Source organism: Streptomyces sp. NPDC048473, assembly GCF_043200155.1.
Classification (GTDB): domain Bacteria; phylum Actinomycetota; class Actinomycetes; order Streptomycetales; family Streptomycetaceae; genus Streptomyces.
Window position 1 is genome coordinate 232,452 of record NZ_JBICXE010000010.1, and the last position, 21,716, is coordinate 254,167.

Genomic DNA, 21,716 nt, shown 5'->3' on the forward strand with positions numbered 1-21,716 from the left:
GGACCTTCCCCACACAAGTGACCACCGAGTCCTTCCTCATCTACCGTTCCCGGCCGCTGCGGCGGTCCCGATGCCATCCCCGGATCCGCGGGGTCTACGGAGATCCACACGATGAAGCGTCTTCCGCGTATCGAGCAGTACGGTCTGATTGGCGACATGCAGACCAGTGCCCACGTCTTCGCCGGCCTGCTCGGCACGCAGAAGCACGGCTCCTGGCAGATCGCCCCGGCCCCGCCCGCCGGCCGATCCGAGGCCGGAGCGGTCTCCGAGCGCCGGTACCGCGGTGACTCGCTGGTCCTCGAATCGCTGTGGCGCACTCCGACCGGGTCGGTTCGGGTGCTCGACTTCATGCCGCCGCGCGACGGGGCACCCCAGGTAATCCGGATTGTCGAGGGTGTGTCCGGCGAGGTGCCGATGGTCTCGGCCCTGCGTCCGCGGCCGGGGTACGGCAGCGTCAGCCCGTGGATCCACGAGGTCGGGGGGCGCATGGTCGCGGAGGCCGGCGCGGACGCTCTGTGGCTAGACACGGGCGTCCAGCAGGTGGAGAAGGACGGCGTCATCGTCAGTGCCTTCACCGTCGCCGCCAGGCAGAGCGTGGCGTTCGTGCTCAGTTGGTGCCCCTCTCACGCAGCCGCACCGGAGGTTCCCGACCCGGAGGCCGCGCTCGCCGAGACGCTCGACTTCTGGCAGGACTGGACGCAGGAAGGCACCTACGACGGGCCCTACCGCGAGGCAGTGGTTAGTTCCTCGATCGCGCTGAAGGCGATGACGTATGCATCGAGCGGCGGGATCGTTGCCGCGCCGACCACGTCGCTGCCCGAGGAGATCGGCGGCGGACGGAATTGGGACTACCGCTTCACCTGGCTGCGGGACGCCTCCAACACTCTCGCCGCGCTGCTGGGAACCGGCTACCGGCAGGAGGCCCATGCGTGGCGGCGGTGGCTGTTGCGTGCGGTGGCCGGAGATCCGGAAAACCTGCAGATCATGTACGGGATCACCGGCGACCGTGATCTGCGGGAGCGGGAGCTGCCGTGGCTTCCAGGGTACGAGGGGTCAGCCCCGGTGCGGGTCGGGAATGGGGCGGCGGGCCAGCTGCAACTCGATGTGTACGGCGAGTTGATCGAGACCCTGTACCTCGCGCACCAGAGCGGTGTCGCACACTGCGCCGACACGGCGGTCCTGCACCAGCGGCTCATCGAGCACCTGGTCCAGCGCTGGCAGGAGCCCGACGAGGGAATCTGGGAGATCCGCGGGGCACGCCGACATTTCGTCCACTCCAAGGTCATGGCCTGGGTGGCCGTCGACCGCACCATCCGCCTGGCCGAGGCCGGCGCCCTCGCGCTGGACCCGGGCCCCCTGGTCGAACTGCGGGAGACGATTCACCGCGAAGTCTGCACCCAGGGGTTCGACCAGGTGCGCAACACCTTCACCCAGTCCTACGGCTCGCAGGAGCTGGACGCCGCCACGCTGCTGATCCCCCGGGTCGGCTTCCTTCCGCCCGACGACCCGCGCGTCATTGGCACCGTGCACGCCGTACGCCGGGAGCTGTCCACACCGGACGGGCTCGTGCGCCGGTACCCGACGATCGGCAACCACGCCGGGGTGGACGGCCTGCTGGGCGATGAGGGCACCTTCGTCCTTTGCTCTTTCTGGCTCGTGGATGCCCTGGCCCTGACCGGCCGCCTGGATGAGGCACACGCCCTGTTCAAACGTCTTCTCGCGCTGCGCAACGACCTCGGCCTCCTCGCCGAGGAGTACGACCCCGTCCAGCAGCGCCAACTCGGGAACTTCCCGCAGGCGTTCAGCCACATGGGCCTGATCCAGAGTGCCCTGCTCCTGCAGCAGCTGGCGACACAGTCCTCCCCTCACCGAGGCGCGGTGGCGGTTCCGGCGCCCCGCTCCCCCGCACGCGGGCCGCAACAGAACCGCAAGGCCCTGACGTCGCTGCACGCCTAGCCGTCCCATTTCCACTGACGAGGATTCCCATGTCTGACAGCGCGTACCCGACACGGCCGGCCGCGACCGGCCACCGCCGACGGCGGTCGCCACGCACCGACGCCTTCACGGTGCGCTGCGTCCGTCGTGCCGTGGTGCTGCCCCTGCTACTTCTTGCGGGCCTGCTGGGCGCCGCCTTCGCCATCTGGGCGACGGCCGCGGTGACTCTCGGCGGGCTCCTGGGCGGCCTGGTCTGCGGGCTGGCCGGGGTCGCGCTGGTAGCGGCTCGCGGAGTGCGTACGGCCGCCGACGCCGTGCAGACAGCCGCAGAGGAACGGCGAGCTGCGGTGCTGACCGTCGTCACGGGAGCTGCGGCGGCCGTCGAGAAGTCGGTGACGTGGTCGGCGGACGAACTGTGCCGAGGGGCACGACCGCCGCTGCCGGACGTGCAGATGCCGCAGCCGGCCAGTGCGACCGCAGAGATCGACAAGGCGCTGAGTGCACTGCAGGTGCAGGCCGTCGCCTCGCTGATACGCGTGCACGACGAGTCCCAGTCCGTCGTCCTTCTGGAAGTGCTGCGCCGCCTGGCCATGCGGGAGCATGCCCTGGTCGGGAAGGCACTGGAAGCATTGACTCAGCTGGAGATGCTGACCGACGACCCGGAACTGCTCGCGAAGATCTTCGAGATCGATCACCTCGTGACGCGGATGCGTCGTCAGGTGGAGAGCACGGCGGTGCTGGGCGGGCAGTCCCTGCGCAGCGTGCGCCAGCCGGTGCCCGTCACGACCACGCTGCGTGGTGCGATCTCCGAGGTGGTGCAGTACCCGCGTGTGGTGGTCGCGGCCGGTTCCGTGGGGGGTGAGCTGGGGCTTCCCGGACATGTGGGTCCGGACCTGACGCACCTGTTGGCCGAGCTGATCGAGAATGCCTGCGAGTGCTCCGACCCGGCGACGAAGGTGACGGTGCGGGCGCAACGGGTGCCGAACGGGCTGGCGGTCGAGGTCGAGGACCGGGCCATCTCCATGCACCCGCAGGCCCGCGCACAGATGAATCATCTACTCAAGGCCCCTGATGAGGTCGATGTCAGTGGTCAGGTGCGAGAGGGACAGCTCGGCTTGCTGGTCGCCGCGAAGATCGCGCAGTCACACGGGCTGTCCGTTCTCCTGCAGGAGAACGTGACGGGAGGCACCACTGCTCTGGTTGTCATTCCGGCCCGGCTCCTCGTAGCGATTTCTCCCGTTGGTACCGCGGGCGCTCGACGCCGGGAAACGCGCCCCTCCACACTCCCGCCACGGCGGGCTGCCGCAGCGACGGCTGCCCCTTCTGCAGGGCAGGTCCAGCACTCGATCGCCGTGGGCCCGCCGGGCGCCGACGTGGCGGGGCACGCTGCTCCAGCGCCCGACCTTCCCCGGCGTACACGGCAGGCCGGTTCCTTCCCGCCGCCACGTGCGCGGGAGCAGGCCCCCGCGACCGCGGCGACGCCAGGGCTCGCAGCCGCCTTCCGCACGGGCATAGAGGCCGGCGGGGCCGCCGGTTCTCCTCCCACTCCGGCTGAGCAGCCCAGGCCCTGACCATCGCCTGTCTTGCCGCGTTCCCGGTGGCCCGGACATATCCGCCGGCCCTTCCCCCTTCTGGAGCGATCCTCATGAGCACCCACCCTGAAATGAACTCGACGACCGGCGTCGCGCCTGCATCCGAGGCGACGGCGAGCCATCTGGCTTTATTCACGACTCGTGAAGTCAGTTCTTCACGACTCTGGGAGGCACCCGCTGCGGCGGGATGTCGATGTTCACGAGAACGGGAGGCGGTACGCCACAGCGGCCCGCGTGACGGCATCGAGGCTGCACCACCGATCGCCTGGCCCCGTAGCCAGCGCTTTTGTCCTCGGCGACCCGGGCTCCAATGGCGGCGCAGACGGCGGAGCGCTTCCCCGGCGGTTGGCGGTGCTGCCCATCGTCATGAACAACAGCTCCGCGCCGGCCGCCGAAGTGCCTCCCGAACTGCTGTAGAAACGCTGCTCCTCGACGTGTACAGAGCCAGCCATCAGCGGGATGACATGGCCTGGCTGCTGCGGCAGTTCGCCGACGACGTTCCGGGCGTCCTGCACGCCGTTCTGCTGTCGCGGGACGGGCTGCGGCTCCTGGACAGCGAGGTGGACAAGGATTGGGCGGACGAACTGTCGGCCGCGCTTAGCGGAGTGGCCTCCCTCGCGTCGAACGCAACCGGCCCCAGCCACCAGAAGCGGCCGGCCCGGCAGGTCATCATCGAGCGCGACGACTGCCTGTTCTTCGTCCAGAGCGCCGGTCGCAGCGCGGCCTTCGAAGACCACCCCGGCAACGAACGCGGTGAGGTGGACACGGTCCTCGCCGTCATCGCTGCCCCGGACGCCGACGCAGGCCCCGTCGGGTTCGAGATGGGGCGCCTGGTCAAGAAGTTCGCCCCCTACATGCAGATCCCCGTCCGGGTCGGCACAGGTGATGAGTCCCGGTGAGCACCCACGGCGATGCGGCCGAGGACTCGACGTTCGTGCGGACCTACACGCTGACGCGCGGACGCACCAGGCCGCGGCACCTGCTGGGCCTAGACACCGTGCTGGACGCCGGCCCCGGACGGCCCGGCCTGGGCCAGGCCGAGGAATGCGAAGAGATCCTCGCTCTGTGCCGGGAGCACCGGCGTTCGGTGACCGAGCTGGCGGGACGGCTCGGCCGCCCCGTCACCGCCGTCAAGATCCTCGTCTCGGACCTCCTGGACTCCCAAGCCCTGGTCATCTCCGTCACCGCCGCCTATGCCCCCTCCGACGCAGATTCGGATGAACGCCCCACCACCCACCTATTGGCGGCCCTCTCAGTGGCCCTGAAAAGGAAGTTTCCCGATGCCATCGCCTACCGCCAGGCCGGATGACCCGCCTGAGAGCCTGCGGACTTCGGCGCCCTCGCATGCTGGTGCACCGACCGTGCTGAAGATCGTGATCGCCGGGGGGTTCGGCGCCGGCAAGACCACCGCCGTGGGCGCGGTCAGCGAGATCACGCCGCTGAGCACGGAGGAGTACCTGACCGAGGCGAGCACGGACGTGGACAGCCTGGAAGGCGTCGAGGCCAAGCAGACCACCACGGTCGCCTTCGACTTCGGCCGCCTCAGCCTCCCCGACGCGCCCGTACCTCTGGAGCTGTTCCTGTTCGGCACGCCCGGCCAGGACCGGTTCGTCGACCTCTGGTACGACCTCTCCCGGGGAGCCGTCGGCGCGGTCGTCCTGGTCGACACCCGCCGCCTGGAAAGCAGCTTCACCCCCGTCAGCTTCTTCGAAGACATCGGCCTGCCCTTCGTCGTCGCCGTGAACCACTTCGACGGAGCCCACCGCTACCACCCCGAACAGGTCCGCGCCGCCCTCGACCTGCCCGCCTCTGTGCCGGTGGTCACCGACGTTTCGCCCCGCTGGACGGTGGGGGCGACCTCTTGGGACGCCCGCAATCCGAGCCACGTCGCCGGCGTCCTGCTGACCCTCGTCGGCCACGCCGTGCAGAACGCACCGGCAGGACCCGCTCGCCCCACATCCACCACCACCCTCCAGGACGCCTGATGTCATATCAGCCCAACGATCCCCACCTCGTGCCCCAAGCCGCCCCGCCCGCGCTGTCCTTGCCGCAACGCGGCATGCGCGACGGCGCCCACGGGCTGTCCATCCCAGCCGGTGCTGCCGTCACCGGCCCGCAGGCCCAGCAGGCGACCGAACTGGCGCAGCGGTACGAGCTGCTGGAGCGCCTGGGCCTGTCCACCGCTGCCAGCCAGGACTTCGACGAGCTGGCCCGCGGCATGGCCGAGGAGGCCGGGTTCCTGTACGGGTTCGTCAATCTGTTCCTGGAGGAGCAGACCTTCGTCGGCCTGCACCAGCCGCCTGCGGACAGCGGGTATGTCATCGTCGGCCGCACCATGAGCCATGACCACGGCTGGTGCCCGGAGGTCGTGGCGCGCAAGAAGGCCCTCCCGCTGCACGACGTACACGCCAGCCCCCGCTTCAGCGGTAACCACGTGGTCGACGCGGTCGGCATCCGCTCCTACTTCGGCGCACCGCTCATCCATGAGAGCGGCACCGTGCTGGGCACGGTCTGCGTCATCGACCCCGAGAAGCGGCCCCTGAGCGAGGCCCGACGGCTCAGAGACATCGTCATCAGCACGGGAGCTCAGGTGATGGACCACATCGCCCACGCGCCCGTCCGCTAGACCCGTTCCACCGCCCCCCACCCGGGAGCCGCTAGCGATCCCCGGCCGCTTCACCGCGCGACCTTTACCCAGGGAGAGGGAGACGACCATGACCGCCACACCCGCCACACCGCCTCCGGCGCTGCGTCCTTATCTCACCGCCCGCCACGAACTGCTGTGGAACGAGGCGGACGCCTTCGCGGCCGAGCACGTCGCGCCGCGCGCCGTACGGATGGAAGCCGCTCCGGGCCGGGTGGAGCGCAAGGTCGCCGATCTGATGGCCGCGCGGGGCTGGTTCGCCGTCACTGTCCCGCCCGCCTTCGGCGGCCTGGGCGCCGGCCATGTGGCCAAAACGGTCCTGCTCCACCGCGTCGGCTGCGTCTCGGCTGCTGCCGCGGCCATCCTGCAGGCCACCCTGATCCCCGTCGGCGCCCTGTTGCACTTCGCCACCTATGAACAGAAAGTCCGCTGGCTGCCGGGAGTGGCGGACGGTTCGCTGCTCCTGTCGATCGCGGTGACCGAGCCGACCGCCGGCGGGCACATCGGCGGGATCGAGACCACAGCTGAACCCGCCGGCAACGAGTGGGTGATCACCGGCAACAAGGTTCACATCGGCAACAGCCATCTCGCGGGAGCCCACCTCGTGATCGCCCGGACCGCCGAGGCAGGCGTGCGTACCTCCCATGCGCTGACCGCGTTCATGGTCGAATCCGACCGCCCCGGACTCTCCATCGCTGACCACCGCCCTGGCCTCGGCCTTCACGGCTTCTCCGCCGGCCGCCTCGACCTCGACCACGTCCGCGTCCCCACGGATAACGTGGTCGGCGAAATCGGCCAGGGTCTGAGCGTGGCCCAGAGCAGCAGCATCTTGTACGGCCGTCCCAACCTGGCCGCCGTCAGCCTGGGCATCCACGAGGCGGTCGCCGCCACCACGACCTCCTACCTCAAGGCCCGGCCCCGCTACCGGGGTGCCCTGTCCGATCTGCCGGTCCTGCGGGACCGCGTCGGCGACATGGAGGCCCGCCTGCGCGCTGCACGCATCCTGGCCTACCAGTCCGTGCATCTCCTCGACCAGAGCCTGTCCTGCGACGCCGAGCTCATCAACGCGAAGTACCTGGGCCACCAGTGGGCCATGCAGTCAGTTCAGGACTCCATGGAACTGCACGGCGCCCAAGCCCTCGACCGCGAGTACGTCCTCCAGCGCCTGTGGCGCGACATCCAGCACACCCACCCGCCGGCCGGAACGGGCGAGGTCCAGCGAATACGCCTTTCCGACGCTGCCTTCGACGAAGACCACATCCAGTGGTCCGAACGCCTCGCTGCCGAGGCTGCCTGGGCACAACCCGACCCCACCGCCGCATGAACCCCCGCGCGCGGCACCCCGTGAATCCAGACCGCCGCGCGCGGGCCCGTGCCGCCGGCCCCCGTCCCCCGCGGGGGACGGCGGCACCCCTTCCGGAAACCGTCCACCCAGCCGAGGAAGAGACACCCGTGACCCCGTCCACGACGACCAGCGCACCGATCACACCGCTGAAGCCGACCCACCAGCGCGTCGCCCAGCACCTCGTGGACGGTCTCGCTACCCAAGACATCACCACGAGGACTGGCCTGTCGCCCCACACGGTCCGTCAGTACCTCCGCGACATCCGGGTGAGCGTCCACTGCCCGCCTCGCTGCAAGCCGCATGTGCTCGTGCATCGCCTGTTGGCGACCGAGCAGGTAGCCCCGCCGACGACGGACCGGGCAACGCCGGAGCTCAACGCGGAGAAGCGGCTGCTGCTGAAGGCGGTCGCTGAACTCAGCTTCCCCCGCGACATCGCCCTCGCCGCCAAGATCGCCCCCGCCGATCTCCGTTCCGCCCTCGACGGACTGCTCGACGAGACAGGCGCCGCCGACGTCACCCAGCTCGTCGTCCTGGCCCACGCCTGGCACCTACTGGGCACCAAGCCGACCGGCACGGTGGAGAGCGGAGCAGTGCAGTGAACACGTCTCCCGCATCACTGCACCAGCGCGCACCAGAGTTATCAGCCGTGTACGAGATGCGGACTCTGTGCACGGACGCCGAGCGAGACGAGGCCGCCGCGCTCGTCCAGGACCGACAGCGCTGGCTCACCATGCGCGGCCTCCCGGTACCCGCCCGAGCCGATGTCCCAGCCCTGTTCCGCAATCCGCAATCGAAGCCGGCCGGCCTGTTCGAGGACGGTCTGCTGCTGGCCTGCATGATCCCGCAGCGCGCGCCCGACCTCGGCTGGGGCCAAGGATCGTGCCTGTTCCTGAGCTGCATCCACACCCTGCCCGACAGCTCCGACGACACCATCCAGCTGATCACCCTGTGGGCCTCCGACTTCGCCGCCCGACGCGACCTGCCCCTCGTACGCGCCGAAGCCCTGGCCCGCCAGCCCCTCGACGTGGATCCGATCGCCCCCGTCCTCCGACGGTTCACCGACATGGGCTGGGACGTACGAGGATCGGGGACCGGACAGCACGAGGAACGCGTCGCCCGTCTCGAACTCATCGCCGAGCAACGTTCTGGACTGAGCGCGCTCATCGCCTGCCGGGTCCACGAACCGCAGTCCCCCACAGACAGCCGGAGCATCGCGTGACGGCCGCCGAACCGCTGCGACCGGACCTCGCACGCGAACTCATCGATCGAGCCACGAAGGCGGCAGCGCGCAGAGCCAAGCGCCTGCGCAACCAGCTGGACGCCGTCCAACTCGGCCAGGACCGTCACGCCGACCACGCCGACGCCAAGGTGCTGCGCCGCGTCCTGGCCGAACACGACTGGCCCGGCCACCGCCTCGTCGGCGCCGAAGCGGCACGCGCCGCCTGGAGCCTGGCTCTTCACGCCGACGACGACGCCGACTTCCAACGGGCGGGCGCCACCCTGCTGGAGCGCGCAGTCCAGGACGGCGACGCGCGTGTCCAGCACTGGGCCCACCTCTACGACCGCACCTTGGTCAACAGCGGTCGCCCCCAGGAGTTCGGGACTCAACAGGTCCTCACCGCAAGCGGAGTTGAGCTGTGTCCAGTGCGCGCGCCCGACTCCTTGGACCAGCGAAGGGCCTCCGTCGGGCTGTCACCGATCGCCACGGCCCTGGAGACGGTGCGTCGCCGGTTCGCCCAGGGTCACCAGGCCGGCGACTCCTCGACCGTCGTGCTCGCGGAGGTCGCATGACCCAGCGTGCCCCGCCCACTCCACCGATCCGACGCACCCACCGTTCCCCCTTATGCGAAAAGGACCGTTGCCGTATGAAGCTCACCACCGCCGTCCTCGCTGCTGGCGCAGCAGTCTCTCTCGCGACCGCCGTGGTCGGAGCCGCCCGGCTCCGGCAGGACGCGCGGCACCAGGCCGAACGGAACGAGGCGCTTCTCGCGGGCAACCAGATCGACTGGCTCGCTCAGATGTCCATCAATCCCGAACTCGCCGAGATCTGGAAGCCCGAGGGCATGGAGACCGAGGAGTACATGCGGCTCATGTCGGCCAACCGGCTCCTTTGCACGTTCAGCCTGCGCGACCGCCTCGGCTTCATCCCGAAGGGGCACCTTCCCCTCTTCGCCGCGTGGATCATGAAAAGCGACGTCAGCCGCCGGTATTGGAAGCACTTCGGTGACCTCCGCGCCCAAGAGGCCGAGGGCGACGAGCGGGCCGAGCACTTCACCCGGGTACTGGACCACGCCGCCGAGAACACCCCGCTGGCGCAGCCCACAGCAGCCTGACAGCACCACACCCCCCAGACGCCATGGACCAGGCAACTTCGCTGGCCCGCTCGTCGGGCATCAGACCCCGGGGCCCGACCGGGTCCCGGTACCCCGCACCACCCACCACTTACAGGAGGCACGCATGACCGCCACCCAGACCGAAAGGCCGACCGCTCCCGCGCAGGCCGACCTTGTGAAGACCGACGACGACCCGTTCGGGCTCGACATCACCTTCATCGAGGGAACGCCGGCGACCGAGACGGTCCTGATGTGCGGCACCGGCGACAACTGCGGCAGCTCCTGCCCCAGCGCCTGCACCACCTCGTAAGCCGGGTCACCCCGGCAGCGCGGGCCGGACGGGGCTCTCCCCTTCCGGCCCGCCCCAGCCCGTCACGCCCAGAAGATGAAGGAAACGCTGATGACACGGCAACGGCTAAGCCTGTACCAGGCCGCGGGGCAGGCCATGCTGCGCGCCGCGGTCCACACGACCGAACCCGCCATGCCGCCGTGGCCAACACGCACGGCACCCGTGGAAGAGTGGCGCGCGTGGCTGAGCACGGTGTGGTCCGACACCGGCTTCCGCCACACCGTGTCGCAAGCGAGCCCCCATCTGGTGGACCAGGTGCAGGCCATCATCGACGGCCGCACACCGAAGGTGCGCCGGATACGCCGGGCGGCGCTGTCCACCGCCCGCTATGCGATCCGCTACGCACGTCGCTCCACCCCCTACGGCCTGTTCGCCGGCGTCGCCCCGCTCGGCTTCGCCCAGACCACCTCCGTCCACATCGGCGACAAGCACCAGGCCGTGACCCGCCCCGAACCGACCGGACTCGAGGAGATGCTCAGCAACTGGGAGAGCAACGCCGCGTACATGGCCGACGCGGAGGTCTGCGTCAACACCCTGATCCAACAGCGCGACCAGCACATCCACGTACCCTCAGAAGGCGACGCCGAGTTCCGCCTCGCCCTCAACCCCGCACTGCGTCTCGTCCTCGATCTGGCCCGATCACCGATCGTGTACAGCCAGTTGTCCGACAAGCTGGCCGCGGAGTTCCCCGCCGTGAGTGACACCGCGCGCCACCATCTGCTCGGTGAACTGCTGCGGGTACGGCTGCTGCGCTCGTCGCTGCGCGCACCCGCCACCGTCGCCGACCCCACCGACGTCCTACCGCCCACGGCGCGCGCTCAGGCAGCTGGCCTGCGGACAGCGTGCGACCTGCGGCTGGACGCCGACGTGCGGCTGCCCGAACAGGTGCTGACCGAAGTGGAAACCGCGGCGACCCTCCTGGCCCGCCTGGTCACCCACCCGACCGGAACACCGACATGGCAGCGATGGATCGAGCGATTCACCGAGCTCTACGGCGAGAACACCATGGTGCCGGTGGACATGGCCACGGACCCTGACCGGGGCGTGGGCTTCCCGGCCGGGTTCCTCACGGCGAGCGAACCGCCCCGGCCGATGTCCCGACGCGACCGGCTGTTGTTGGAGCTGGCCGGCACCGCCGCCGCCGAAGGCAGCCGCACTGTCGCAATGACCGGGGCGATGATCGAGGAACTGGAAGCCGCGGCCGGCAAGAGGCCCCACGATCTGGCACCTCACGTCGAACTTGCTACACAGGTGCACGCCTCCTCCGTCTCGGCTCTGAATCGTGGGGACTTTCGGTTGCGTGTGCTGACCGTCTCCCGCTCGGCCGGATCGATGACCGGCCGGTTCTGGCACCTACTGCCGGGTACGGAGGCGGCGTACGCGAACCTGCCCACCGTCGATCCGGAGGCGGAACTCGCGCAGCTCTCCTTCCACGCTGGACGTGTGCCGGCCGACCTGCTCACCCGCGCGCCGCAGGCCCTGCCCCGCGTCGTCAGCGTCGGAGAATTCCGGCGCCCCGGCCCCAACGTCCTCTTCCCCCGCGACCTGTCGGTCACCGTCGCCGACGGCCGCCCCCAGCTGGTGGAGACCGCGACGGGCAAGCCGCTGGAGCTGCTGGCCCCCACCGCCATCAACTTCCTGTGGAACAACTACACCCCGCCGATGGCCCGCTTCCTCGGCGAGATCAGCCGGGCCGCGTCCCCGCAGGTGACCTGGTTCGACTGGGGCGCCGCCTGGGCCCTGCCCTTCACCCCGGCACTCACCTACCGCCGCACCATCCTCGCCACCGCCCGGTGGAAGATCCGCAGCCGCATACTGCCTGACCGCACCGCACCACTGCAGCAGTGGGCGGATCAACTCCACGCCTGGCGGACCCGGTTCCGGGTGCCGGAACAGGTACTCCTGGCGGAGGACGACCAGCACCTCACCCTTGACCTCACCCGCGACGTCGACCTGGACCTGCTGCGCGCGCACCTGGATGCCAGCCCCGTCGGTATCGCCACCCTGCACGACGCGCCCCCGCTGGACGCCGACGGATGGATCGGCGGCCGGGCCCACAGCATCGTCGTCCCCCTGGCCAGGCGCGCATGACGACGACCGTGCCCCGTACGCAGGACCTGTCCGAGGGTGCCCTGGGCATGGCCCTGCTCGACATCGAGCGCCGTGACCTGTCCACGGCCCGCCGTCACCTCGCCCAGGCCACCGCCCGGGGCGTGAGCACCGGCAGCAACGCCAGCCTCTTCCACGGCGCACCCGCCCTGGAGTTCGTCCTGGCCCTCGCTAACGGGGTCGGCGACGACGTCCGCGCGGCAGTCGACCGCGTCGTGGACGCCCGGCTCGCCGCTGCCCACCGCCGTCAGGCCGCCGGCCCGCTGCCCCATCTCGCCGAATGGGACCTCATCCGCGGTCTGACCGGGCTCGCCGCGCTGTTGCTGTCCCGCCCCATCGCGCCCCGGCTGCACGACGTTCTCGCCTGCCTCGTCGCGCTCGCTCAACCCGCCCGCGGTGACGGTCGGATGCTGCCGGGGTGGTGGTCGGCGGCCGGCCCCGGTGGGACCGATATGACTGGCGGGCACGGTAACAACGGCATGGCCCACGGGATCGCGGGGCCCCTGGCCGTCCTCTCCCTCGCCCTGCGCGCCGGAGTCAGCGTTCCCGGCCAGGAGGAGGCCATCGGCACGTTCGCGATCTGGCTCGACCGGCACGGCACCCACTACTGGTCCACCGCAGCCCACCTGGACGCCGACCAACCGCCCGAGGCGGAGCCAGCCCGCCAGTCCTGGTGCTACGGCCAGCCCGGCATCGCCCGCGCGCAACAGCTCGCCGCGCTCGCCCTCGGCGACCCTGCCCGGCGCCAAGCGGCCGAGGACACCGTCGAGACCATCCTGACCGACCCACAGCAGCTCGACCGCATCACCGACTCGACCCTCTGCCACGGCTGGGCCGGGCTGCTGACCCTCACCCGCGCGGTCGCCGCCGACAGCCCCGCGCCCGCCCGCTTCACGCCGATCGTCAAGGACCTGCACCGCCGGCTGGCCGCCGACTGGGAGCACCTGCCCAAACCTGGCTTCCTGGAAGGCCGCGCCGGAGCCCAACTCGCCTTGCACGACACCGGCACCGCCGGCTGGACCCGTGCCCTCCTGCTCACCTGACCCCCACCCTGCCGTCCCGCAAGGAGTTCGCTGCCCATGACCTTCGACGACGAGAACCTGCCCATCCCACCGGACACCTCCTGGTGGCACGCCTCCGTGGCGTTCCCCGACCCGCACCACACCGCTGCACAGGCCCTGGCCACCGCGCTATCCGGACGCCGGTTCCACTTCCTGCGCAAGGACGCCGGCGTGCGCCTGCGCACCGAACAGTCCGCCACCGGTCTGCTGGACCAGCTCGTCGCCGACCGTGTGATCACCGGCTGGACGGGCGGGATCTACGAGCCGGAGACCTATGCGTTCGGCGGCCCCGAGGGCATGCAGGTCGCGCACGACGTGTTCTGCGCCGACAGCCCGGCCGCGCTCGCCGAGACCGGTACCCCCGGCGCCCGCGAGCGCAGCGTGATGCTGCTGTCCGCCATGATCCGCGCGACAGGGCTGGACCCGTTCGAAGTCGGGGACGTCTACGCCCGGTGGGCTGCCCTGCGGCATCCCGTCAACCCGCCCCAGGGGGCCACGCTGGAGCAGGCCGTCTCCGCGATGCGGCGGCTGATGAACGCGGACGCCGCTCTGCGCCCGCAGCCGGAAGCGGGCTGGGGCGAGCGCGTCGCCGCGTTCGAGGATGCCGGCCGCCGCCTGCGCCGACTCGCCGCCGACGGCCGACTGATACGCGGAATCCGGGGCGTGCTCGCCCAACACGCCATCTTCGCGTTCAACCGCGCGGGCGTACCCGTTGACGCGCAGGCCGCCACCGCGTGGCTCGGCCGTCACGTCGCCTTCTCCACCGGAGAAGGCGCTGACGTGTCTACCCGCAAGTCCGCCCCGGCGGACCCTAACCTCCCTCGGATGGAGACCACCGTGACACCCGTGAACGACCCCAACCAGCTGCGTGAAGCTCTCGCCCAGCGACTCGTCGACAGCGGCCACCTGCGCAGCCAGGCTGCCATCGACGCGTTCCGCACCACCGACCGGCACGCCTTCCTGCCCGGCGTCGACCTGGAGAGCGCGTACAAGGAGGACGCGGTCCCGATCAAGCACGACGAGCACGGGGAGATGATCTCCTGCATCTCCGCGCCGTCCGTCGTCGCCACCCAGCTCGAACAGCTCGGCGCCCAGCCCGGTCACAAGGTCCTGGAAGCCGGGGCCGCCACCGGATACAACGCCGCCCTCCTCGGCCAGATCGTCTCGCCCGGCGGGCAGGTGTGGACCCTCGACGTCGACGAGGACCTCATCGCCGGCGCGAGCAAGCACCTTGCCGAAGCCGGCGTGCAGAACGCCACCGCGGTGATGGCCGACGGGGCGGCCGGGCTGCCCGAGCACGCCCCCTACGACCGCATCCAATTCACGGTCGGCGCGGGCGACGTCCCGGTCAAGATCCTCGACCAGCTCGCGCCCGACGGGCGACTGGTCCTGCCGATGCGCATCCGCGGCAGCATCTCCCGCTCCTTCGCCTTCGAACGCGACGGGGACACGTGGAAGACCGTCTCCTGCGAGATGGCCACCTTCGTCCCGCTCCGCAAGGGCGTCTGCGACGACGTGTACACCCTCGTCCCCATGTCCGGCGAGGGCAACGTCCGCCTGGAGACGTTCAGCGAACAGGACGTCGACCGCGAAGCGCTGCGCACGGTTCTCGACGAGCAGCAGACCAAGCTCTACACCGGGGTGAAGTTCCGGCAGGGCTCGGCGTGGGAGTGGCTGTACCTGTACCTGGCCTGCGCACTGCCCAACGGTCTGTCCCGACTGCCGGGCCAACGCCCCGGGTTCACCCCGCACTTCGGGTGGGGCTCCATGGCCGCCCTCGACGGCGGGTCGCTGGCCTACCTGACCATCCGCGAGGGCGAAGACGAGAAGGGCCAGTACTGGGAGGTCGGAGTGATCGGCCACGGCAAGGCCGGAGGCGACCTCGCCGAGCGCGTCGTGACCGAGATCCGCGCCTGGGACGCCAGCGGCGGCAACGACGCCCCCGAGCCGGGCTTCCGTATGGCCGTCGCCAACTCCCGTGACCGGCTGCCGGTCGACGAGGCGCGCTTCGTCGTCGACAAGCCCTACAGCCGACTCGCCGTCGACTGGGCGCGCAAGGGCTGAGCCGATGATCCCCGCGATAGCCAGCCGCATCCCCCTGGTCCGCCGCACCAAGGCGCCCGCGCTCCCCTTGGAAGAGCGCATCAACCACCTCACCGGGCTGACCGTCGCACCCGCAGGTGCGAGCCACCACGACCTGGTGGCCCGCACCTGCAGCATCCTCAACTACGCCGCACTCATCGCCTCCGACGTCGGCCTACCCGACCTGGCCACCGACCTGTGCTGGCGCCAGCACCAGGTCTTCGCCGACGCCGGACGCATGAGCGGGCCGATCGGCGTCATGTCGCTGATGCCGCTGGCCAACCTCTCCCGGCTACTGACACGCGACGGCCAAGGCGAGGCCGCCTATGACCTCCTCAACCGCCTCAACCACGCCGCGCGGCAACGGGAGAAGACCGAGATCGACGGCCGCTCCGTCGACCTGTCCGCGTTGACCAGCACCGAGGCCGATCACCGGCAGGTGTGCCAGGAGCTGTGGGTCACCCTGCTCGTGGACGGTGCCCGCGCCCTCGCACGCATCGGCCGGTGGACCGAGGCGGCCGAAGCCATGGCCCGGCACCGCGGCATCGGCAACCGGCTCCTCGACGGCCGCCAGATCAAAATCATGGCCCTGATGGAACAAGGACGAAGCCAGCAGGCCCTCGACCTGATTGACACCACCCAGCCCACGGAATCCTGGGAGACCGCCATCGGCCTGCTCCTGCGCGCCCACTGCGGTCCCGTCGGCGTACCAGTTGCGCGGGCCGACCTCGAACACACCCTGGACGAAGCGGCCGTGCTCTGCGCCCCTCCCGATCCGTCGACCGCCCTGTTCCAGACCCGGGCGGGCCTGACCGCCCTCGAACTGGACCCCGACGGGCAGTGCGCGGACACGCTGCCCAAAGCCATCGCCGAGGTGGCCCGGCTCGACGCCTACGCCGCCCGCGACCTACTGCACCACCCCATCGCCGCGTCCGTCCTGGACGCCGGCTCGACCCACTCGCTGAACGCGGTGATCGCCGCAGCCGGACTGGGATCCGGCGTCCTGTCCGCCCACCACCGCCAGGCGCTGACGGGCGCGGTCGCCCACGCCTCCGCAGAGCTGGAAAGGCTGCTGAAGACCGAACCAGAACCCCGTTAGGAGCGGACGACCGGGAGGAGCTGCCGGATTGTCCACGCCACGCGGCGGTGTCGGCGTTTCGGCCATTTACCGCCCGGAGCTGCTCCAAGCCCCGTCAGGGATCCCGCGCCTGCAGGGTTCCCTCACGCAGGAAATAGCGGGCTTTCCAGCACGACCGAATGACGTGTGTTCGATATCGCAGCCGTGTCGTTAGACCTCACGACTCTGCCGCAGTGACCGTCCTAGGGGGAACGATGACCTCGGCCATTACACAGGACCAGCCGCCGCAACCACCGAAAAGGACCGCGCCGGACGACGAACCGCAGGAGGCCAGTGTTCGAGAGGAGGAATACCTCTACCGCGACGAGTCACGGCTCCAGGCCGGCTCCCAGCTGACCTCCCGCACCATGGCGCGTCGCCTGCCCTCGCTCGTGCGCCGCTCGGTACAGATGGCCTGGCATGTGGACCGCGGCGCGACCATCGGACTGCTGGTGTGTCAGGTCGGGACCGGCGTCCTCGCGGCTCTCGGCCTCCTGGCGGTCACGGGCACGATCACCGCGCTGATCTCCTCGGGCGACATCACCGAAAGGCTGTGGGATGCCGCCCCGCAGCTGGCCGTGATCGCCGCTGCCACCGGTCTGCGCTCGGTGCTGGGGATCGCGGTCGTCTGGCTCACCGGCCGTCTGCGCCCGGTGCTCGGCCGGGCCGCGGAGGTGACGATGGTCGAGGCCGCGCTCGGCGCGGAACTGGCCGCCAACAACAAGCCCGGCTATAACGACGCCTACGACATCGCCGACCGCGGCGCCCAGGTCACCCCTGACCTCGTCGAGGAAGCGCAGGACGTCCTCGCGGCGACCGCGACGCTCGCGGCCGGTGCAGCCGTGCTGACCGTCCTGCATCCGGTTCTCCTTCCCCTTCTCTTCCTCGCGTGCCTGCCGCAGGCCGCCGCCTACGTCCGCTCCGCCCGCGTGATCTACCTCGCCGGCCTGGAGACCTCCGGGCGGCGACGGATGCTGGGCAAGTTGCGCTGGCACATGGCCTACATGGAGTCCAGCGAGGAGATGCGGGCCTGTTTGGCCGGTCCCTTCCTGATCGGCCGGTACCGGAAGCTGGCCGCCTCCGTCAACGCGGCGGAACGCCAGGCCGCGAACACCGGTGCCTGGATGGGACTGGCCGGAGCCGTGGCCGGCGGGATTGCCTCGATCGCGGTGTGGGCGGCGCTCCTGTGGCTCCTGGCGTCGGGACGGATGGGCCTGGCGGCGGGCGGCGGCGCCGTCTTCGCCCTCCAGACCACCACCGGCTCGGTGCGCGGCATCATCAACGGCGGGGCCCGCCTGGTACGCACCGGCTGGTACGTGCAGGACTGGCAAGGTTTTCTCGACAACGCCCACGGGCAGGCCATGGCCGACTCCCGTGGCACCGAGACGGTGGCTGCCGCCCCGCAGCGCTTCGAGGTCCGCAACGTCACCTACCGTTACGACGGCGCCCCCAAGAACAGCTTGAGCGACGTCTCCCTGCACGTGAAGCGGGGCGAGATCGTGGCACTGGTCGGAGAGAACGGCTCCGGCAAGTCCACCCTTTCGCGTCTCTTGTGTGGGCTGCTACTGCCCACCGAGGGTGACGTGGCCTGGGACCACGTCTCCACGGCGGACCTCGATCCGTGGGGAGCGTGGGAGCATGTCGCGCTGGTGCCGCAGAAGTTCACGTACCTGCCGCTGACGATGCGCGACAACATCACGTTCGGGCAGGGCGACACCAGCGATGCAGCGCTACTCGCCGCGTGCGAGGCATCCGGCGCCGCGGAGATACTGCCGGGCCTCCGCTCCGGCCTGAACACCCTCCTGACCAGCGAGTGGTTCGGTGGTCAGCAGCTCTCCGGCGGGCAGTGGCAGCGCCTCGTTCTTACCCGCGCCTTCCACAGGCAGGCGGCGCTGCTGGTGATGGATGAGCCCACGGCCGCCCTCGACGCCCGTGCGGAACACCGGATCTTCTCCGGCCTGCGCGAACTGGCCAAGGACCGATCCATCCTGCTGATCACACACCGGCTCACCAACGTGGCCGTCGCCGACCGAATCGTGGTCCTGGACGAAGGACGAATCGCCCAAGAGGGCACCTATGCCCAGCTCACCCAGGAACCTGGACTTTTCCGCACGCTGTGGGAGCTGCAGCGACGGATGAGCGGCGACACCCCCTGACCGCCCCGCCCTCGCCAGACCACCGCTCCGCCAGGCAAGTGAACCGACCCGCCGCCGATCCTCCCTGCTCCCCATGCTTCAACCGTCCGACGAACACCGGAAGGAATGCCGTGACGACTTCATCGGCCACCGAAGTCAGCGACGCGAGCGAGCTTCGCCACCAGCTCGTCGAGCAGCTCCGCGCCAGCAACCACATCCGCTCCGCCGCAGTCGAGAGCGCCTTCCGAACCGTGCCCCGGCACGCTTTCGCCCCCGAGGTCCCCCTCCCCTCTGCGTACGCCGACGACATCGTCGCCACACGGCACCGCGACGACGGAACCACCACCAGCTCCATCTCCGCGCCCTGGCTACAAGCCGACATGCTCGAAGCCGCCCGCATCCAACCCGGACACCGCGTCCTGGAGATCGGCTCCGGCGGATACAACGCCGCCCTGATCGCCGAACTCGTCGGTCCGACCGGTCACGTCACCACCCTCGACATCGACCCGGTCGTCACCGAGAGAGCCGTCCGCTTCCTGTCCGAGACCGGATACAGCCAGGTAAGTGTGGTCACCGCGGACGCCGAGCACCTGCCCTCCAAGGTGGTGCCGGAGGGCGGATTCGACGCCATCGTGGTCACCGTCGACACCTGGGACCTGCCCTGGATCGACGCCCTGTGCGTCGGCGGCCGGCTCGTCGCGCCGCTGCGCCTGCACGGCTACCACTGGGCCATCGGCTTCACCAAGGAGAAGGGGGTGCTGCACAGCGACGGACCGCTCGTCATCTGCGGCTTCGTCGCCATGCAGGGCGACGGCGCCTGGAACCCCAACTGCCGCACCGTCCCCGGCACCGGAGTCCACCTCTCCTGGGAAGACGGCACCCCGCTGTCCGTGGACCAACTCGCCCCCGCCCTCACCCGCGAGCCGACCGTCACCCGTACCAACATCACCGTCGGGGGCCAGGAGCCCTTCGATCTCCTCACGCTCTACCTCGCCGGCGCCCTGCCCGGCTTCTGCCGCCTGGAAGCCGACCCCGACGGCGACCACCAGGTCCTCAACCCTCCGCCCCCGCACTGGCCTGCCGCCGCGATCGTCCGCGGAGCCTCCCTTGCCCGGCTGGCCCATGAGCGCATCGGCGACGGAGACGACGGCAACGGCCGGTACGAGTTCGTCGTCCAGGGTTACGGCGAGCACGGTCACCTCGTCGCGCGGGAGATGGCCGAGCACATCGAGAGCTGGCAGCGCAACCATCGCGGTGCCCGCTGCCCCCTCATCACCGCCCGCCCGGCAGCCGGCCGTGCTCCGGCGGGCCCGGTCCACGAGCCGCACGTGTTCGCCAAGAAGCACACCCGCGTCACCGTGGACTGGCCGATCGTGCCCGTCAGCACCGCCCGTCCCACCGACCTCGAAAGGAACGACGCCGGATGAACGACGGTGCTTCCTGATCACCGCCTCCCACCCGTGCTGCACGTCCACCCGTCCATAGTCGTGAAAGGCAGAGACCCGTGTCCTCTCCTGTCTCCCCTTCGGATCGCGTCGCTCCGGATGCTGCTCTGCCGGCGGCGCAGTACGCCGCCGCCCGGCACGCTGCCTGGCTAGGCGCAGCCGCGATCATCACCGACGAGGTCGGCCGGGTCCTGCTGGTGCGCCCCACCTACCGCAAGGACGGCACGTGGCTGCTGCCCGGAGGCGTCGTCGAACCCGGCGAACACCCCCACGTCACCTGCCGGCGCGAGATCACTGAGGAACTGGGCCTCGTCCTGCCTCTGTCGGCCGTGCTCGCCGTGCACTCCTTCTCCTCGTACCACCCCGACCTCGCACCCCGCTCGACCAGCCCCGGCGAGGTCCGCTTCGTCTTCGACGCGGGACCCCTTCGCCCGAACCAGGTGGAGGCGATCAGCCTGCCCTATGAGGAGCTGTCCGAGTACGCCTTCCTGGAGACCCGAGACGCAGTACGGCGGCTGCGCCCCGTGGATGCGCAGATCATGCTCGCTGCCTACCGTGCCCGACTCGGGAACACCGCCACCGCCCACCTCGCCGACGGCCAGCACATCCTCGACGCCCCAGCTCTGGACCGGCACGACGTCCACGTCCGCTACCGGCCCCTGTGGGACAGCCCCCTCAACCGCGGCCCCGTGCCCGAGCGGCTCCCCGTACGGCAAGCCTGGGCTTGGTGCTTCGTTCCTGACGGCAGGGTCGTACTTGTGGCCGACCCCGGCCCGCGGGGCGCGCTGCCGATGCTGCCCGGCGGCACCGTGGAGAGCACCGACGCGACGCCCGAGGACACCCTGCGCCGCGAAGCCGCCGAGGAAGCCCAGCTCACCCTGGCCGATCCGGTTCGGCTGGGCTGGGTGCTGGACGAGACCGGCGAGGTCTACGGAGGCGTGGGGCCCAACGCCCGGCTCCGCCTGGCCGCCCGGGTCACCGCCATCGGGCCAGCGGCCGTCGACCCCGCCACCGGACGCCCCTTCGCCCGTCTGATCGCCACCCCCGCCCAGGCAGCCGCCCTGCTGGGCTGGGGCCCGCCCGGAGCGCGACAAGCCCAGCTCGCAATGGAGACGGCACGAGATCAGTGGCGCCTGCCCACCGCTCGCCCCGCCGCCATCGAGGAGATCCCTGCGGAGGGGATGCGGCTGAGCTGACCCCACCGACCGCCCCGCCTTGACTCGCCCCGCTCACGCCCCCTCCGAGGTAGCCACATGCCGTTGTCGCACCACCACATCCGCACGACCGTCGATGCCTACCTCGCACGCCACCCCCACGAGCGCGAGCAGCTCGGCGTCCTCCTGGACGCCCTCGACCGGACCGGCGAGGACATCGCCAGCCGCTCGACCTTCACCGGACACGTCACCTGCAGCGCGATCGTCGTCGATCAGCTCGGCCGCGTCCTGCACGTGCTGCACCTGGCCAGCGGGAAGGTACTAGTAGGCCGTCGCGGCTAATGTTTGGGATAGAGGTGGCGCAGTTTGATGCGTGCGTCGTGGGTGGTGAACTGCCAGTTCACCTGACGTTGGT

General features: G+C 70.5%; 20 protein-coding genes. All 20 read left to right on the top strand.

Going from position 1 to position 21,716, the window contains the following annotated elements; all coding sequences use genetic code 11:
- The first annotated feature begins 111 nt into the window (after positions 1–111).
- Entirely contained in the window at positions 112–1,956 is a 1,845-nt protein-coding gene (locus ACGFU7_RS19570) for a glycoside hydrolase family 15 protein (protein WP_393697266.1), read from the top strand.
- Between the two features lie 29 nt (positions 1,957–1,985).
- A complete protein-coding gene (locus ACGFU7_RS19575) occupies positions 1,986–3,506 on the top strand; it encodes a sensor histidine kinase (RefSeq protein ID WP_393697267.1) in 1,521 nt (506 codons plus the stop codon).
- Positions 3,507–3,991: 485 nt separating this feature from the next.
- A complete protein-coding gene (locus ACGFU7_RS19580; RefSeq protein WP_393697287.1) occupies positions 3,992–4,426 on the top strand; it encodes a roadblock/LC7 domain-containing protein in 435 nt (144 codons plus the stop codon).
- Positions 4,423–4,836 (top strand): DUF742 domain-containing protein, encoded by a 414-nt coding sequence (locus ACGFU7_RS19585; protein ID WP_393697268.1) that lies wholly within the window; start codon positions 4,423–4,425, stop codon positions 4,834–4,836. Before ACGFU7_RS19580 ends, ACGFU7_RS19585 begins: the two co-directional genes overlap by 4 nt.
- Positions 4,837–4,888: 52 nt before the next feature.
- Positions 4,889–5,512: an ATP/GTP-binding protein gene (locus tag ACGFU7_RS19590; protein WP_179888477.1), complete on the top strand. Its 624-nt coding sequence runs from the start codon at positions 4,889–4,891 to the stop codon at positions 5,510–5,512.
- The gene (locus tag ACGFU7_RS19595) at positions 5,512–6,153 is read left to right on the top strand and encodes a GAF domain-containing protein (RefSeq protein WP_393697269.1); all 642 of its coding nucleotides are present in this window, start codon (positions 5,512–5,514) and stop codon (positions 6,151–6,153) included. Before ACGFU7_RS19590 ends, ACGFU7_RS19595 begins: the two co-directional genes overlap by 1 nt.
- Positions 6,154–6,241: 88 nt before the next feature.
- Entirely contained in the window at positions 6,242–7,495 is a 1,254-nt protein-coding gene (locus ACGFU7_RS19600; RefSeq protein ID WP_311659041.1) for an acyl-CoA dehydrogenase, read from the top strand.
- Between the two features lie 128 nt (positions 7,496–7,623).
- Positions 7,624–8,115, top strand: coding sequence for a DNA-binding protein (locus tag ACGFU7_RS19605; protein WP_393697270.1), 492 nt, complete (start codon positions 7,624–7,626; stop codon positions 8,113–8,115).
- 47 nt (positions 8,116–8,162) lie between these two features.
- Positions 8,163–8,735, top strand: a complete 573-nt coding sequence (locus ACGFU7_RS19610) for a hypothetical protein (RefSeq protein WP_393697271.1) — start codon at positions 8,163–8,165, stop codon at positions 8,733–8,735.
- Entirely contained in the window at positions 8,732–9,307 is a 576-nt protein-coding gene (locus ACGFU7_RS19615) for a DUF6624 domain-containing protein (protein WP_393697272.1), read from the top strand. Before ACGFU7_RS19610 ends, ACGFU7_RS19615 begins: the two co-directional genes overlap by 4 nt.
- Positions 9,308–9,381: 74 nt before the next feature.
- Positions 9,382–9,849, top strand: coding sequence for a DUF6082 family protein (locus ACGFU7_RS19620; protein ID WP_097921477.1), 468 nt, complete (start codon positions 9,382–9,384; stop codon positions 9,847–9,849).
- Positions 9,850–9,973: 124 nt separating this feature from the next.
- Positions 9,974–10,159: an FxLD family lanthipeptide gene (locus tag ACGFU7_RS19625; protein ID WP_097921476.1), complete on the top strand. Its 186-nt coding sequence runs from the start codon at positions 9,974–9,976 to the stop codon at positions 10,157–10,159.
- Positions 10,160–10,249: 90 nt separating this feature from the next.
- On the top strand, positions 10,250–12,289 hold the full coding sequence (locus ACGFU7_RS19630) for a lantibiotic dehydratase family protein (RefSeq protein WP_393697273.1): 2,040 nt from the start codon (positions 10,250–10,252) through the stop codon (positions 12,287–12,289).
- Positions 12,286–13,350 (top strand): lanthionine synthetase C family protein, encoded by a 1,065-nt coding sequence (locus ACGFU7_RS19635; RefSeq protein WP_097921475.1) that lies wholly within the window; start codon positions 12,286–12,288, stop codon positions 13,348–13,350. The genes ACGFU7_RS19630 and ACGFU7_RS19635 overlap by 4 nt, the downstream gene beginning before the upstream one ends.
- Before the next feature lie 36 nt (positions 13,351–13,386).
- Positions 13,387–15,432 (top strand): methyltransferase, FxLD system, encoded by a 2,046-nt coding sequence (fxlM, locus tag ACGFU7_RS19640; protein ID WP_393697274.1) that lies wholly within the window; start codon positions 13,387–13,389, stop codon positions 15,430–15,432.
- Positions 15,433–15,436: 4 nt separating this feature from the next.
- The gene (locus tag ACGFU7_RS19645; RefSeq protein WP_393697275.1) at positions 15,437–16,549 is read left to right on the top strand and encodes a hypothetical protein; all 1,113 of its coding nucleotides are present in this window, start codon (positions 15,437–15,439) and stop codon (positions 16,547–16,549) included.
- 233 nt (positions 16,550–16,782) lie between these two features.
- Positions 16,783–18,723, top strand: a complete 1,941-nt coding sequence (locus ACGFU7_RS19650; protein WP_393697276.1) for an ATP-binding cassette domain-containing protein — start codon at positions 16,783–16,785, stop codon at positions 18,721–18,723.
- Between the two features lie 110 nt (positions 18,724–18,833).
- Positions 18,834–20,129 carry a methyltransferase, FxLD system gene (gene fxlM, locus ACGFU7_RS19655; RefSeq protein ID WP_393697277.1) on the top strand — a complete coding sequence of 432 codons (1,296 nt, stop codon included), beginning with the start codon at positions 18,834–18,836 and terminating at the stop codon, positions 20,127–20,129.
- A 77-nt stretch (positions 20,130–20,206) separates the two neighbouring features.
- Positions 20,207–21,343, top strand: a complete 1,137-nt coding sequence (locus ACGFU7_RS19660) for an NUDIX domain-containing protein (RefSeq protein WP_393697278.1) — start codon at positions 20,207–20,209, stop codon at positions 21,341–21,343.
- Between the two features lie 57 nt (positions 21,344–21,400).
- Complete coding sequence (locus tag ACGFU7_RS19665; protein WP_393697279.1) at positions 21,401–21,643, top strand: hypothetical protein; 243 nt, start codon at positions 21,401–21,403, stop codon at positions 21,641–21,643.
- Positions 21,644–21,716: the final 73 nt, after the last annotated feature.

Bases quoted from the DNA above. Each gene is read 5' to 3' on its own strand.
- ACGFU7_RS19580 (WP_393697287.1), top strand. From the start codon at position 3,992: ATGGCCTGGCTGCTGCGGCAGTTCGCCGACGACGTTCCGGGCGTCCTG.
- ACGFU7_RS19570 (WP_393697266.1), top strand. From the start codon at position 112: ATGAAGCGTCTTCCGCGTATCGAGCAGTACGGTCTGATTGGCGACATG.
- ACGFU7_RS19600 (WP_311659041.1), top strand. From the start codon at position 6,242: ATGACCGCCACACCCGCCACACCGCCTCCGGCGCTGCGTCCTTATCTC.
- ACGFU7_RS19630 (WP_393697273.1), top strand. From the start codon at position 10,250: ATGACACGGCAACGGCTAAGCCTGTACCAGGCCGCGGGGCAGGCCATG.
- ACGFU7_RS19645 (WP_393697275.1), top strand. From the start codon at position 15,437: ATGATCCCCGCGATAGCCAGCCGCATCCCCCTGGTCCGCCGCACCAAG.
- ACGFU7_RS19620 (WP_097921477.1), top strand. From the start codon at position 9,382: ATGAAGCTCACCACCGCCGTCCTCGCTGCTGGCGCAGCAGTCTCTCTC.
- ACGFU7_RS19595 (WP_393697269.1), top strand. From the start codon at position 5,512: ATGTCATATCAGCCCAACGATCCCCACCTCGTGCCCCAAGCCGCCCCG.
- fxlM (WP_393697274.1), top strand. From the start codon at position 13,387: ATGACCTTCGACGACGAGAACCTGCCCATCCCACCGGACACCTCCTGG.
- ACGFU7_RS19650 (WP_393697276.1), top strand. From the start codon at position 16,783: ATGACCTCGGCCATTACACAGGACCAGCCGCCGCAACCACCGAAAAGG.
- ACGFU7_RS19665 (WP_393697279.1), top strand. From the start codon at position 21,401: ATGCCGTTGTCGCACCACCACATCCGCACGACCGTCGATGCCTACCTC.
- ACGFU7_RS19575 (WP_393697267.1), top strand. From the start codon at position 1,986: ATGTCTGACAGCGCGTACCCGACACGGCCGGCCGCGACCGGCCACCGC.
- ACGFU7_RS19625 (WP_097921476.1), top strand. From the start codon at position 9,974: ATGACCGCCACCCAGACCGAAAGGCCGACCGCTCCCGCGCAGGCCGAC.
- ACGFU7_RS19635 (WP_097921475.1), top strand. From the start codon at position 12,286: ATGACGACGACCGTGCCCCGTACGCAGGACCTGTCCGAGGGTGCCCTG.